Below are 14,569 nucleotides of genomic sequence, written 5' to 3' on the forward strand. Positions count from 1 at the left end.
GCTTATAGGATGGATTTCCTTGCATCCAACTTTGACAACACCAGGCTTTTCCCTTTATTCAGCAGTCCCCAGTACTACAGCGAAAGATTGGCTAAAGAAAGTCACTAGACGTCTTTATTATAGTCGAAGACAGCCATGAGATTAGGGATGTTGCAGGCTTTTCTGGAAGAATGTTTATAAGTTTCGCTGTAGTACTAGGTAAGAAAGTTAATTTATACTTTCTTACCTATCAAAAAAGCCACCTATGAAAAATAGGTGGCCCATAAATAAATAAGGGGATAATTAGAGTATAAAACAAAGTTATTTTCCTGTAAACAACTTTTTTTCTCTTGGTAAAATGTTGTTTTATACGGTGGTCAACAATTCGTCCAGAGCGTTTATGCATCTGTCTGGCCTTCACCGATTCTTTTTTGCGAAACAGCCTTTGCAATCAACCCATGCGTTGGGGAGAAAAGAAACGCAAGCAAGAAGAGTACGCCTGCCATCGTCGCCATCATGCCGGCAATGGAAGCATCTAGCCAGGCAGCGATGTAATACCCTGAAAATGCAGCGAGTACGCCGAAAATAGCACTAAGGACAAACATCATGCTTAAGCGTTCCGTCAACAAATACGCAGTTGCACCCGGCGCGATCAACATGGCAACAACAAGAATAGCGCCAACAGCGTCGAATGAAGCAACCGCTGTGAGGGATGTCATGCCCATGAGGAGATAGTGCAGCACTCCGACGGGCAATCCAATAGCAGCCGCCAGTTCAGGATCAAATGTGCTTACCTTGAATTCTTTATAAAAGAGAAGCAGCAGGATCACGTCGATAACGAGGACAATGCCAAGCATCCAAACCGCCTGCGGAATCCCTTCAATGCCGAACCAGTCAACCGTCTCCCAGGGAATAAACGCGATTTCCCCCATGATGGTGTGTTCCACGTCAATGTGGACATTACCCGCAAACATGGATACGAGAATAACCCCGATAGCAAACAATGTTGTAAATACGATGCCGATCGAAGCATCGGATTGTACGCCGGCAGAATGGAGCATTTGTACAAATACGGTTGTGAGCAAGCCGACAATCGCTGCCCCGATAAACATTGTCCACCCATCCAACGATTGGGTGATGAGAAAAGCAGAAATAATTCCCAGCAACACCGTGTGGCTAATGGCATCGGATAGCATCGCCAATTTCCGCAAAATAAGCAGTACGCCGATAATTCCGCAGGTAACGCCTACAAGAGAGGCGGTTAAAAGAATCCAAAATGTATAACTCATTTACAACCGACCTCCTTCTTGCCGGAACATCTGCATTAATTTGGGCTCCAATTGATGCTCCTGCAATAACACGTGAAGACGTTCCTGTTCTTCTTCAGGAAGGGATAGGAAGTCCCAGTTCCGTTTTTCCATTTGAAGATTGGCGAAGCGGGCTTCGTGCATGGAATACACTTGCATGTAGCGATTGTTGAGTGTAATCTCATGCGCCGTTTCTCTCCCGGACGTTGTCAATGCATACCCTTCTCCCTCCACACCAATCGTTCCGGATCGTTGTAGTTCGGTTATCGCTTTCCGGAACCTGCGTTCGGATAACGGACGCAATGCCTGGATGTCTTCCCGTGAGAAAGCCTTAAGCGATCCGGATATTTGATAATGCTCTTCGACAAGTTCATAGATGCTTTGTAAAATTTGTTCCCTCGCCGTTTGCTTGCGCAATTGCTGCAGACGGTAAGCTTTGACAATCAGTCCCCTTTTTGGGGCAACGATCAGGGAAACAAAGAATACCGTAGAAGCGGCAATAATAATAACCGGACCTGTAGGCATACCGGAAATCGGCGCCGAGGTCACCGTGCCCAATATACCGGACAAAGCACCGAAAAAACCGGACAAGATGACCATCAAGTCTAATCGATCTGTCCAATAGCGGGCGGTAATCGCAGGTGCAATCAGCATCGCGACCATTAAAACGACACCTACCGCTTGGAGGCCGATCACGACAGCTGCGACAATCATCGTCATTAAAAGACCATTGAGAACGGTCGTAGGCAAACCAATGCCCTGCGCAAACTCCCGATCAAAAACGAGCAATTTCAGTTCCTTAAAAAGTAAAATAGTAATAATGATCAAAACCAAGGCGACTGAAGAAATAACACGGACATCCGAGCTCGTCATGGCGGCAGCCTGCCCAAAAATGAATTGATTCAAACCGGCTTGGCCCCCGATGGGAAGATTGTTGATAAAGGTGAGAAGAACGATGCCGATGCCGAAAAAAACAGATAGAACCAAACCGATGGCAGCATCTGTTTTTAGGCGTGTATAATAGGCGATCGCTTGAATGCAATACGTTCCCAAGTAAGCCGTCAATCCCGCCCCCACCAACAAGGCGCCCATCATTTTTTCACCGACGATGAGAAATGCGATGCAAATGCCGGGGAGGGCAGAGTGGCTCATGGCGTCGCTGATCAAGCTTTGCCGGCGCAACAGAGCGAAACTCCCGAGCACCCCGCCGGCAATTCCGAGTGCGGTGGTCGCAAATAGAACCCATTGGACATTCGGGTAAGTGAGCATTTCAAGCAAGCGGGGTCACTTCCTTTTCTTCTTCCTGATCGAGGAGTGTTAACTTGCCGCCATATGTTTTTTGCAAAAGATCTTTTTTAAACGTTTCTGCCGTCGGCCCGAAAGCGATTTTACGAACATTTAGCAACATGATCCAGTCAAAGTAGTCTTGGACGGTTTGCAAATCGTGATGAACGACGAGAACGGTTTTTCCCTGATCTTTTAACTCGCTTAATAACTGGATAATCGCTCGCTCCGTAGCGGCGTCCACACCGACAAACGGTTCATCCATAAAGTAGACTTGCGCGTTTTGGGCGAGTGCGCGGGCGAGAAACACTCGTTGTTGCTGACCGCCCGACAGCTGGCTGATTTGTCGGTTTGCGTATTGATCCATGCCGACTTTTTCAAGGCAGGACATGGCTTCTCTACGGTCATTCTTTTTTACTCTGCGAAACATGCCGATCTGGCCATATCTTCCCATAAGCACAACGTCGAGGGCATTCGTCGGAAAATCCCAATCGACCGAACCTCTTTGCGGAACATAACCGACCATTTGCCGTTGCTTACGGTAGGATTTTCCATAAATATTAACTTCCCCGGTAGCCTTTGGCACCAGGCCGAGAATCGATTTCAACAATGTTGATTTCCCCGCCCCGTTGGGGCCGATGATACCAATGAGTTTGCCTTCCGGTGCCTCAAAATTTATACTTTGAAGGACCGGTTTACGATGATAAGCCACGGTAACGTTCGTTGCAGTTATCGGATCCATGATGTAACGCTCCTTCTCATAATTAAACGTGTCCGTAAATAGGCAGGAGGGAAAGCGAACGACGCACGCTTTCCCCCGCTGCCATTGATTTTATTCCAAGGTATCTACGATTTGATCGACATTTGCTTCGTACATTCCGACATACGTACCTTCTTCCGTGTCGGGTTCTCCCATTGCATCGGAATAAAGGGCACCGCCGTTGTCAACCTCGTGTCCTTGCTCTTCTGCGCCTTCGATGACGGCCTCAACGGCACTGTCTTCAACGCTCGTTTCGGAAAAAAGCGCGGTGACATCCCGTTCAATCATTTCATCAATAACATCTTGCACATCGCTTACCCCTACCTCAGCCTCTGTACTAATGCCTTGCAGACCCATTACATCCATACCTACGGCTTCACCGAAGTATTGGAATGCGTCATGGGCGGTAACGAGCACGCGACTGTCTTCGTCGATGTCATCGACCCGATCTTGAGCCCATTCTTGCAGTCCATCGATTTCATCGAGGTATTCTTCTGCATTTGCTTGATAATCTTCCTCATTGTCAGGATCGTGCTCAACTAAACCGTCTCTTACGCCTTCAACCGCATAAGACCATAATTCAGGGTCGAACCAAATGTGAGGATCGGGGGTCCCGGCTTCTTCTTCATCCTCTAAAATATCCTCCTCGGGAAGCTCTTCCCCCAATTCATGCACCGGTTGATCATTTGCCATTTGCTCCAACATATCCGCCATTTGTTCTTCCAAGTTCAACCCATTCCAGAAAATGATATCCGCTTCGTCGAGCGTTTCCACATCTCCCTGGGAAGCTTCATAATCGTGAGGGTCAATACCCGGTCCCATCAACCCAGTATTTTCCACATGTTCACCGCCAACATTTTCCACGATGTCACTGATTTGGCTTGTCGTCGATGTCACTTGAATGGGTCCATCCCCATCTCCAGATCCGGAATCATCCGATTCTTCATCCTCCGCAGTTTCTTCCCCATTGGAGGCTTCTTCACCATCTGCACTCGATTCTTCATCGCCACAGGCAGACAGCAACAACCCTAAACTTGAAAAGATAGATACAAAAATAACCGTTGGTTTCTTCAATTTCCTTTCCCCATTTCTTCTATGTTTTGCAAGTTGAACACGAAATTAACGTAATAACTTTCTTTCGGACAAACAATTTTGCATAAGCAATAAATGTTTCCTATGCACAACTTATATCTATATAGTATGCCTAGGAGAACAATTTGTCAATACAAAATGATCAACTTGTATAAAATTATCGAGATGCTTCATTGAAAAAAGCTGCGTGCCTCAAGAAGTTTATTATCCTATATTGAGAGCTAAAGATAGTCATATTCAATCATCACAAATTTTATCCCGAAAAACGAGCTCGCACAAAAAGAGAAGCATTCACAAGAAAATCTTTCCCATAACCAAAATAATTGTTTACAGCCAAATTATTATCCGTTATACTATTATTGGGTGAACTCTCCTCCAATTGATGGATCTTGAGAAAAGAGCTTTTAGCCATAGCTCTTTTCTCATTTTCCTTTTACAACCCAAAATCCAGTGAGAATAATTCCGATCCCCACCCCTGTTCGCCAAGTGGGTATTTCTTTAAAGAAAATATAACCAATTACTACACTTACTAAAATTTCCAAACCTTTTGAGACGATTAGTGCGAACGTAAGATGGTTAGAACTACTTGTTAAAAATTTAACGCCATATCCAATCATCAATATGGCACTAAGCAACAATGGAATTATTTTTACGTAGTACCACAGGGTTGAAAGAAAATGAGCATCAATGTGTTTGGATTGATAAGCATAAATGCCATTAATAATGAGCAATCCGCCAATCATCAATAATACAGAAACGACGACCATCAGAACACACTCCTATATCGTTTATTTGAATTTTGCCCGTGCGCAAAAAAATTATACTATTCGATAGGGATAGGCGCGAAGCCCTTATGGGGAGGATTTTAGATGATCTCAAAAAAAGTAGGCATTTTTCTTTATGATTATGTAGATAGTATAGACTTTCTTGGTCTTGCAGAAGTGTTAGCTTTCACTTCATGCAATAAAGAAGATGAAGTTGAGGTATTCACTATTGCTGAGTTCGGACAACATATAAGAACCCATTCAGGAGTAAAAATCAAGCCTGATTTTAGCATTGTTAATGCTCCCGAAATAGATATTCTCATCATTCCAAGAGGACCTTTGAAGGTGGTGCAATCTGTGGCTAAGAATCAAAAAGTAAAAAATTGGATTATCAAGCACAAGAATAGTGAATATATATGTTCCGTTTGCACTGGCGCGTATATCTTGGGAGCAACTGGATTGTTGGATGGAAAAAAAGCAACAACGCATCATCTAGCCGTGAATGATCTACAAGCAAAACATCCTAATATTCAGGTTTTATCGGTCAGCAAAGTCGTTCATACTCATAATTTCATATCCTCGGCCGGCGTTTCATCCGGAATAAACATGGCGATGTATCTTGTTGAGCAAATTTTTGGTAAGCCTACTGCCGAAAGAACGGCTCATACCCTCCTGGATTGGAAGAAAACACTTTTCCTGCCAATCTAGGAGATTTTCTTGTTCCGTTGGTCGTGTGCGAACTCTAAAGTCACACCCCACTTTCATTTCCATTAAATTTTATTTTCGTAATATTAAGTAAAAATAAAGCAGAGAAATCATAAGCTACATTTGCTTAACGAAATCCAAATACGCATAATTCGACACGGATGTACATATTCTACACCTATATAGGGACTGTTGACTAACGGAAAAAGACTGGCACATAAGCATTTTCCGTTGGTATTGTCAAAGCTGGATGCAAGGAAATCCATCCTATAAGCAAAAAACCAATGGCGAGGCTCCAGCGGAAAAACGAACGCGTCAAGACCCCGCAGCGCCGGTTTTGCGCGAGAAGGCTTGACCGTTTGTCCGCGAGCCATGGAAGCGGCATCACGGCTTCAGCTGATAGCTGCAAGCTGTTCAGCAATCCCTATATAGATCAACCGCATATGCAGACTTGGAGGCAGAATAAATGGAGCGCCGTATATACATACGTTTACACCCACGGATAAAGGTCAAGCCTGATCAATCCGTCTATTTACAAGATATCGCCCAATATATTCTTCCTTCCAATGAGCCAGGAGAACTGTTGGAGACTCCGATTTATACAATTTCCGAAAATGATGAGCGAGTTGCCACCATTGACTCCCTGCAAGTGATTCGCTTTATTAAAAAAATGTTCCCGGAAATGGATGTTGAAAGCCTTGGCGAAAATCATACGATATTGGAAATTATGTCATCTTCAAAATCTCCCACTTTCATGCGTGTCGGTTTTGTTTGGTTATTGTTGTTTTTCGGTTCAGGGCTAGCCATTATGCATTTTCATGAAGACGTTAATATGGCTGCCGTTCACCAAAAAATGTATTTCATGCTGACAGGGCAAGAAGATGAGCATCCCTTAATACTCCAGATTCCGTATTCACTTGGGATTGGATTAGGTATGATATTATTTTTCAACCGAGTATTTAAAAAGAAATTCAATGAAGAACCAAGCCCATTGGAAGTCGAGATGTTTAATTATCAACAAAATATAGACGAGTATACCGTAATGGATAAGCAATGGGAGGACAAAAAACAAGAATGAATGTTCTCGATGAAATTTTTATTATCGTTTCCGGATTCTCCGAAGGTTTAATTATAGGGGCGGGAACGGTTGCTTTTTTGACTATTTTAGGTGTTATTCAACGTTTGACGCAATTAACGAGAACACACGCTTATGCCCATGCGTATCAATGGGCCGTTGTCCTTGGATCTTTTATTTTCACCGTTCTTGGACAGTGGAATATTCATTTTCCTTTTTCGCTTTTGATCACCATCATCTTTGGAATCTTCTCCGGCATGTTTGTAGGAGCGCTTGCGGCTGCATTGACGGAAGTCCTTAATGTGCTTCCTGTTTTGGGCAAAAAGAACAGGCCTTGTTGATCGCATTATGTGGCTCTTATTCGCAGTCATTTCAGGGAAGATCACGGGGTCTCTCTTCCAATGGATCATTTTCAGTCCATTTCCTTACTAAGGTTTCTTTAAGGTAAAAATGGAAGCCACCTACATCTAGGTGGCTTCCAACAAGGCAATAGAGGACATGACAAACTAACAACAAACAACCTTACTTTAAAGTATAAAAGTAAATGATTTTCCTGTCAACAATTATTTTTCCTTAAGGAAACTTATATGTATTCCTAACGATACTTAGGGACTGCTGACTAACGGAAAAAGACTGGCATATAAGTATTTTCCGTTGGTTTTGTCAAAGCCGGATGCAAGGAAATCCATCCTATAAGCAAAAAAACCAATAGGCGAGGTTCCAGCGGAAAAACGGACGCGTCAAGACCCCGCAAGCGCCGGTTTTGCGCAAGGAGGTTTGAAAAGCGAAGCCATGGAAGCGGCATCCCGGCTTCAGCTGATAGCTGCATGTTGTTCAGCAATCCCTACTTAACTTTTCCCCTGATAAGATTCGCCCCAATATGATATTTAACTCCTGTGTGAGTGATGTATACATGCCCGGCATGGCGAAAGCCTACGTCCAACAAAAAAGCACCCTCCATTTGGAGCGTGCTCATGCAAAGCCGGTCAAGACTCATTATCCGTACTCTCTCCTTGTGTCAATGCGGAGTCACTGATTGCCTGCTGATCCGGTCCGACATATTTGACATCGGCATCCTCGGCAAATTCTGTCCATTCCTGAACATACGGAGCAGGATCAGCCGCATTTTCATAGGAAGGGATCTTTAACACAGGATATCCTTCGAAGCCATTAATGATCTCTGTTGTCATTGCCATCGATTCTTCCAAAGAAGTATCATCACGGTGAGCGAGCGGCTCATAAATGACCAAGTCCGGCGTTTGATCGTTTATGACCGTCCATTCTTCAAGTTCAACGAATTCCGCAGAATTACTGCTCTGAAAATCATCAATATTAAAGTTGCGAACATCAAATTCATATTCGTCTTGTGCTTCTTCAGGAAAATACTCTCCCCATTGAATGTCTTCTTCTTCACTGTTTGATGTAAATACAGCCAAATGAATATCATCGCCAGGTTCGTGTTGCTGTAACATTTCATTGGTATCATCTTGAAGCTCTTCCTCATCGCCACTTGAAGAATCTGTACCTTCAGATACTGATGCATCCTGTTGAATGGTGGAGAACTGTTCAATATATTGTGCTTCTCCTACACTTAATGTCTCTTCATGTTGCAAGCTATATAGGACGGTGACGATGACAACAACAATCAAATATGGAAGTGTTCTTTTTAATAGATTCATCGTTCTCTCCTTCATTTCTTCCAGGATTTAGCGACGTTCATCAGGGATGTCTTCAACTGTTTCTTCCTCATAATCAACTTCCAGCATTTGGATCCCACCGAAGAAGACCGTGGTCACACGTTCTTCCGCATAGTAACCCATGTCCATTAATTCCTCTAATCTCTCGACGTCTTCCCATTCATCTTCATAAAGGATTTGGTCCTCTTGGTGATCATAAACAAAGCGCGGAACGTTCATCGCTTCTTCCAGATCCCCATCCAAACGTTCATTGTTAATGAGTACTTGGCTCATGATTTGCGGAATTCTGTTGCCACCCGGGCTCCCCATTCCGGCAACAACTCCTTCCTCGTCATTGATGAAAATCGAGGGAGCAATAAAACTGCGCGCCCGCTTGCCACTGTCATAGTCATTGGGCGGCAAATCTTCCGGAGCGAAATTACTCATCTGGTCATTCAGAAAAAAGCCTAGATCCGTCATTTTACCCGACCCGAAAAAATTACTCAATGTATTCGTTGCCGAAACCATGTTGCCGTCCTCATCCACAACGACGAAATGTGTCGTATTTCCATCATCATCGATTTCCGGCGCTGCGACTTGTTCCTCTTCTTCGGAACTGATCGGATCGGTATCCACTTCACTCGCCATCTCTTGTGTGTATTCTTCACTCGTTAACATGTCTACATTCATATCCGTCGAAAAATTGGGGTCTCCAATATTTGAAAGTCTGTCCGAATACGCTTGCCCGGTTATTTCAGCGAACAAATGCGCAAACGGTGCTCCATCGTCCTCTAGATCGTTTAACTGCAATTCCTCAGCCATCTGGAGCATTTGGATAAATGTCACCCCTGAAGTTGGCGGACCTGATGAATAAACACGATTTCCGTTAAACGTTCCGGAAGCGGGTTCGTCCTTCTCCACTTCGTAATTAGCCAAATCCTCTTCTGTTATGCTTGAACGGTCCCCGGCTACTTCAGACGCCAGTTCCCCTGTATAAAAGTCCTCAAGTCCATGCTCTTGAAGATGGGTCAACGTTTCTGCCAGCCTGGGTTGCACAAGTTCTTGCCCTTCTTGGATTGCCATGCCATCAGGATAAAATTCTTCTGCTGCCTCCGGGTCGATACGTCCATCCTGGCTCTCCTCAATGCTTCCTGCGTATTCCAACCGGTTTGCCAACATCGCATCGACTTCAAAGCCATTTGCCAACTCAATCGCAGGTTCGATCAACTCTTCCATCTCTAGAGCACCATGCTCCTCGTGGATGTGCGCCATTCCTTTCAAATATCCTGGAACAGCTGCTTCGTTCTCCCTGCCATCTGCAGGCGACGTTTCCCGATAATCATAATAATCAGGGGCATCCTCGGGATCCTCAAGGACCAACATCGCTCCGCCGCCTCCGATACCCGAACCGTAGGGTTCTGCAACACCAAGGGCAAACGATACGGCGATGGCCGCATCCACTGCGTTCCCACCTTCTTCAAGAACGTCGAGGCCTACTTCCTGTGCCTCGTCATTGGAGGTGCTCACCCCATAATCTCCGTCGAATTCGACAGTCTCTTGCATTTCTTCATCCGTGTCGGTTTCATCATTATTAGGAGGCTCATTTACCTCTTCCCCGTTATCGTCATTTTCACTCATTAAAAAAGCGGCTATGATCATAAGTACAGCTATAATCGACATAACCACGATCATGTTTCGTGACAAAACCCGACCTCCTTCTCCAAAACCCTACTACATACCGGTTATTCTAACACATGTCCATGGTCAACTTCGAATACTAAGCTTCCATCGGACTTTTCATATACGGATTCATCTGAGACACCTTTTGTCAATTGTTGAAAAATACGCTCGCGATAATACGGCTCAGCGACTCCATCAATGGGTCTCGGTTGGGATTCATGAATCCGAAATGGGACGAGTTCAATCTCAGCCATCCCATCTTCTCCCAATTCATAATGAGCCAAGACAGTATCTCTCGCTCTCGTCCATCCCTGGTCGAACACGAAATTTCCGAGGGAGTAAAAGATGATGCCATCATTATAAACATCAACGGGTTGCAATACGTGAGGGTGACTGCCGACGACAATATCCGCACCGGCATCCACGTACGCTTTCATCAAATCTTCCTGACGGTCCGTAATCGAACTTGTATACTCCACGCCGCTATGAATATGGGCAACGACGAGATCCGCTTCTTCATTCGCTTGCTGTATCACACCCAGTGATTGGGAAGGATCAGAATCAGCAATCCCTTCCCTTCCCGATGGTGACCAAACATCATTGAAGCCGACGGTAGCTACGGTTAAACCATCATACTCTTCGATGGATACCGCTTCTTCCTCTTGCCCGAAATAAGCGCCTACCGTGTCTACATCTGAACCTTCAAAAGCCGTGAGTGTATCTTGCACCCCTTTGGAACCATAATCGCGGATATGGTTATTGGCAAGGTTAACATTTGTAAATCCCGCTTCCGAAAGGATATTCACGGCTTCTTCCCCTGCATCGAGATGAATTTCTTTATCTTCAGGCTCGTACTCGTCGTCTTCAAGCAAAATCGGGTTTTCAAAATTTCCGGTGACGTAATCGGATTCGTCAAAATAAGGCTTGGCATGCCGGAATACGAATTCCGGGCCATGGTGGTCGATCACTTGCTCCACGTAACGTCCGGCCATTATGTCCCCGACAAACGAAGCATTGAAGGCGGCATTTTCGCCATTACCGGCATCGGTTGACTCCACCTCCGGAGCTGGCCACATTTGGGCGACAAACAAGATAAGCAAGGAAACGGCAATCCCAATGATTGAATGGGGCAACACCCGTTTCTTATGTTTTTTCGTACGTGCAAGCATGTATTCCTGCACATTGAAATTGCGGTTATGTCTTGATCGCATCTTTCTTCCACACCTTAGATAAAATAAAGAATTGTAACGATGAAGAAGGTAATCCCACTGATCACCAACGTACTTATCAATGTCGGCATGACCCCTTGCCGCTGAAACGAATTCGCGACTAGTCCGGGTACAATGACCCCAAGCCCTCGAAATTCGACCGTCTCAAACGGAAATATGGGATAAAAATAATCAAAAATCATCTTCAACAATATTCCCACCGTCATCATCGCCGCAAATTTTCGGCGCCCATACAGAACCGTTAAGCGCCCGACCACTTGCATCGTTATTATGTACGTTAGGAAACTGAGGAGAAAAATCATGACCAAAAAGATCGGCTGGTCAAATACCAAAGCAATATATCCCGGGACAATGAGACCTGCCGGCATAACACCGGTCCGTTCCGTATAAATCAGGCTTAATATGGTTCCTATCACGAGTGCGATATATAATTCTGTTCCAAACAATGCTTACCCAACTCCCTGTTAAACAGTCGACAAATCTTTATTTTTTTCCATTTCATGTATGAGAGGCTCTGCCGAACCATGAAAGTTTCCGATGCCGAAAATCGTCGACCGATCCATTGAAGAGACAATGAATTCATATATTTTGTCGGTTTCTTCGTCTTCCAGGTTACAAAGTTCATTCACATCCAAATAACCTTGCTCATAAGCTTGTACAATCGGGTTCGTACCTTCACCGATTAACACGAGTTTATCGATCGCAATATTAGGAAGAAGTTGATCTGCAAATTGCTTTGTTCGTTCAGGACGATCTTCGCGGCAATTCATAACAACAATGGGGTTATCGGTAGGGTATCCAAGGTATCGCGCGTTTTCCCAAATATTCAGCGTTGATGTCGGTTCATTGGCTGAAAATCCATTTACAAAATAAGAGGTGTTTTTATGTTTATCTACGATTGGCATCACTCGCGTCACCCCGGGAGCCGCTTTCGCTTTCAGCATCCCTCGGCTTGCCGTATCTTCGTCAATGCCCAGTGCCCTCGCCACTGCCAATGCCAACGCAACATTCTCGGGGAAAATCATATACTCAAATTTTGCAAGAAAATGGTCGGGAACTGCTTTTGTATCTGCAACAAAAACTTCCGTATTCCGCATTGCCGCTTCTTTTTCAAATTCCTCAAGAAACGGCGACGGCGATGTAATGAAAACCCCGTCATGGGGAATGGTACTCTTATAAGCATCAACGACATGTTCAACCGTTGGCCCCAACACTTCCATGTGATCTTCCACAATATTAACGACGACTCCGATATTCGCTTGCATCCAATCATCCTGAAAAATTCTTTGATACTCGGGATGAACGGCCATACATTCACTCACAAATGCTTCGGCACCGGTATCGGCGGCTTCTTTCATCGCTACTTTTTGTTCACGAATATTCGGCCCCTCTAACCGACGTACAATCGGTTTTTCCTCTTCCTGGTACCAATAAAACATTCGAGCCTGCGTGCCGGTCATTTTCCCGACCGTTTTAATGTCAGCTTCCATAAGTGCTCCGGCGATGAGACGCGTGACCGTCGATTTGCCGCGTGTACCATTAACATTAACGCGGATTGGAATCTTGTTCACATTTTTCTCATGTTGTTCTTTTTCCCACATTCCTAACGCGAGCATAATGAGCAAGCTGATTGCAACAATAAGGGTAAACAACTTTCAACCCTTCTTTCTGACTTTAGATAGAGAATGGCGATGCATTTCGACAACGAATGACACCATAAAAAGTATAAGCCAAATCTAGTGAAAATATCTACCGTCAAACATATCAATTTGGTTACAATCTTTAGTCATATCTTTTTCGTTATGTAATTGTCTTGACGTCCTTTGGCATTTTATCCGTTAGCATGCCCAATTTTGCCAACCGAAAAACAGTGGCCATCAAATATACGGACACATAGTAAAATTTCCACCAGAAGGGAACTGATGGAAGTTTCACATCCTTTTTTCATGCATTTTGCAGTGCCGTTTCAACGGTGTCTTCTCCTGTGGTAAGGTCATACGCTTTTCCAATCGTTCTTTTATCCTTTAACGATCCGATAATTGTATTCGCTACGTCTTCACGGGGGATTTCTGCCCGGTCAAGATCAACGCCCACCTTAATTTTTTCTTTTCCTGCATCGTTGGTGAGGAGCCCGGGGCGAATAATCGTATAATCAAGAGTACTGGAGGAGAGCCATTCATCGGCATAGTGTTTCGCCGCACTGTAATACGGCGCTTTTTCCATCCATTTTTCCCGGCGATGAACACCGATCGCGCTCACGATGATAAAACGCTTGGCACCAGCTTGCTCAGCCGCTTCCATAGATTTCACTGCGCCATCGAAGTCAACCATCATCGTTTTATCCGCACCGGTATGGGCACCTGAACCTGCAGTAAACACGACGGCATCCATTCCTTTTGCGGCAGCGGCCAAATCATCGAGCGGACCCTCCACATCAGCCAGCACCGTATCCGCGCCCATATCTTTAAACAGTTGCAGTTGCTCTTCTTTACGAACCATCGCTTTCGGTGTATAGCTACTACTGTTGGCAAGCTTTTCTACGAGTTGCTTTCCTATTTTTCCGTTTGCTCCAATTACTAATACATTCATCCTCAATGCACTCCTTGTGGTTCATGGTTCCTAGAATAGTTGTACCCTGTTGGTCAAAAAAACAAACATTCTTAATGGGCTCTTCGCCAAAATCTATGGTAGATATAAGTGATTAATTATGGTAATAGAGCGGAGGAAAAACACGGAGACTCCTGTGGGAAAGCGCAGGGCGAAGACCCCGCAGAAAAAAGCGAACTCCTTTTTTCGAGGAGGCTGAGCCTGGTGCCCACGGAAAGCATAGTGTTTTTCCGTAGCGATTATCATCAATTACACCTATTTGTCAACCATAGGTTTTAGTGTTGACCCTCTTAATGGAGTCAGTATCTCAACGGGATCGATACATGTTTTGACGAAAGCGAAATAAGTTGTACAGGATCGGGCAAACTGCGAAAATCCCCGATTTACACATGAAGAGTTGAATTATCTAGG

The 14,569-nt window shown here is 44.6% G+C and carries 15 protein-coding genes; 4 read left to right on the plus strand and 11 right to left on the minus strand.

Going from position 1 to position 14,569, the window contains the following annotated elements; all coding sequences use genetic code 11:
- Window positions 1-377: 377 nt before the first annotated feature.
- The 5 genes from HUG20_RS14060 to HUG20_RS14080 all read right to left on the minus strand — a co-directional run bounded on the left by HUG20_RS14060 (window position 378) and on the right by HUG20_RS14080 (window position 5,189).
- Window positions 378-1,268 (minus strand): metal ABC transporter permease, encoded by an 891-nt coding sequence (locus tag HUG20_RS14060; protein ID WP_200085271.1) that lies wholly within the window; start codon window positions 1,266-1,268, stop codon window positions 378-380.
- Window positions 1,269-2,555, minus strand: coding sequence for a metal ABC transporter permease (locus HUG20_RS14065; RefSeq protein ID WP_200090530.1), 1,287 nt, complete (start codon window positions 2,553-2,555; stop codon window positions 1,269-1,271). It lies immediately after the preceding gene.
- A gap of 1 nt (window position 2,556) precedes the next feature.
- A complete protein-coding gene (locus HUG20_RS14070) occupies window positions 2,557-3,312 on the minus strand; it encodes a metal ABC transporter ATP-binding protein (protein ID WP_200085272.1) in 756 nt (251 codons plus the stop codon).
- A gap of 90 nt (window positions 3,313-3,402) precedes the next feature.
- Entirely contained in the window at window positions 3,403-4,404 is a 1,002-nt protein-coding gene (locus HUG20_RS14075; protein ID WP_200085273.1) for a metal ABC transporter solute-binding protein, Zn/Mn family, read from the minus strand.
- A 440-nt stretch (window positions 4,405-4,844) separates the two neighbouring features.
- Complete coding sequence (locus tag HUG20_RS14080) at window positions 4,845-5,189, minus strand: hypothetical protein (protein WP_200085274.1); 345 nt, start codon at window positions 5,187-5,189, stop codon at window positions 4,845-4,847.
- 102 nt (window positions 5,190-5,291) lie between these two features.
- Here HUG20_RS14080 and HUG20_RS14085 point away from each other — a divergent pair, with 102 nt between their 5' ends.
- From HUG20_RS14085 to HUG20_RS20115, 4 genes are all read left to right on the plus strand, one after another.
- Window positions 5,292-5,894, plus strand: coding sequence for a DJ-1/PfpI family protein (locus tag HUG20_RS14085; RefSeq protein WP_200085275.1), 603 nt, complete (start codon window positions 5,292-5,294; stop codon window positions 5,892-5,894).
- Window positions 5,895-6,357: 463 nt separating this feature from the next.
- A complete protein-coding gene (locus tag HUG20_RS14090; RefSeq protein ID WP_200085276.1) occupies window positions 6,358-6,969 on the plus strand; it encodes a stage V sporulation protein AA in 612 nt (203 codons plus the stop codon).
- Window positions 6,966-7,307, plus strand: coding sequence for a stage V sporulation protein AB (locus tag HUG20_RS14095; protein ID WP_343073183.1), 342 nt, complete (start codon window positions 6,966-6,968; stop codon window positions 7,305-7,307). The genes HUG20_RS14090 and HUG20_RS14095 overlap by 4 nt, the downstream gene beginning before the upstream one ends.
- Window positions 7,308-7,314: 7 nt before the next feature.
- Window positions 7,315-7,398, plus strand: a complete 84-nt coding sequence (locus HUG20_RS20115; protein WP_484593355.1) for a hypothetical protein — start codon at window positions 7,315-7,317, stop codon at window positions 7,396-7,398.
- A gap of 554 nt (window positions 7,399-7,952) precedes the next feature.
- Here HUG20_RS20115 and HUG20_RS14100 read toward each other — a convergent pair.
- From HUG20_RS14100 to HUG20_RS14125, 6 genes are all read right to left on the minus strand, one after another.
- Entirely contained in the window at window positions 7,953-8,645 is a 693-nt protein-coding gene (locus HUG20_RS14100; protein ID WP_200085277.1) for a hypothetical protein, read from the minus strand.
- 27 nt (window positions 8,646-8,672) lie between these two features.
- Window positions 8,673-10,346 carry a gamma-glutamyltransferase family protein gene (locus HUG20_RS14105; RefSeq protein WP_200085278.1) on the minus strand — a complete coding sequence of 558 codons (1,674 nt, stop codon included), beginning with the start codon at window positions 10,344-10,346 and terminating at the stop codon, window positions 8,673-8,675.
- Window positions 10,347-10,384: 38 nt separating this feature from the next.
- Window positions 10,385-11,533, minus strand: a complete 1,149-nt coding sequence (locus HUG20_RS14110; protein WP_200085279.1) for a CapA family protein — start codon at window positions 11,531-11,533, stop codon at window positions 10,385-10,387.
- Between the two features lie 14 nt (window positions 11,534-11,547).
- Window positions 11,548-11,997, minus strand: coding sequence for a poly-gamma-glutamate biosynthesis protein PgsC (gene pgsC / locus HUG20_RS14115; protein ID WP_200085280.1), 450 nt, complete (start codon window positions 11,995-11,997; stop codon window positions 11,548-11,550).
- 18 nt (window positions 11,998-12,015) lie between these two features.
- Window positions 12,016-13,203 carry a poly-gamma-glutamate synthase PgsB gene (pgsB, locus tag HUG20_RS14120; protein WP_200085281.1) on the minus strand — a complete coding sequence of 396 codons (1,188 nt, stop codon included), beginning with the start codon at window positions 13,201-13,203 and terminating at the stop codon, window positions 12,016-12,018.
- A 292-nt stretch (window positions 13,204-13,495) separates the two neighbouring features.
- Window positions 13,496-14,140 (minus strand): SDR family oxidoreductase, encoded by a 645-nt coding sequence (locus HUG20_RS14125; protein ID WP_200085282.1) that lies wholly within the window; start codon window positions 14,138-14,140, stop codon window positions 13,496-13,498.
- Window positions 14,141-14,569: the final 429 nt, after the last annotated feature.

Source organism: Salicibibacter cibi, from assembly GCF_016495865.1.
GTDB classification, from domain to species: domain Bacteria; phylum Bacillota; class Bacilli; order Bacillales; family Marinococcaceae; genus Salicibibacter; species Salicibibacter cibi.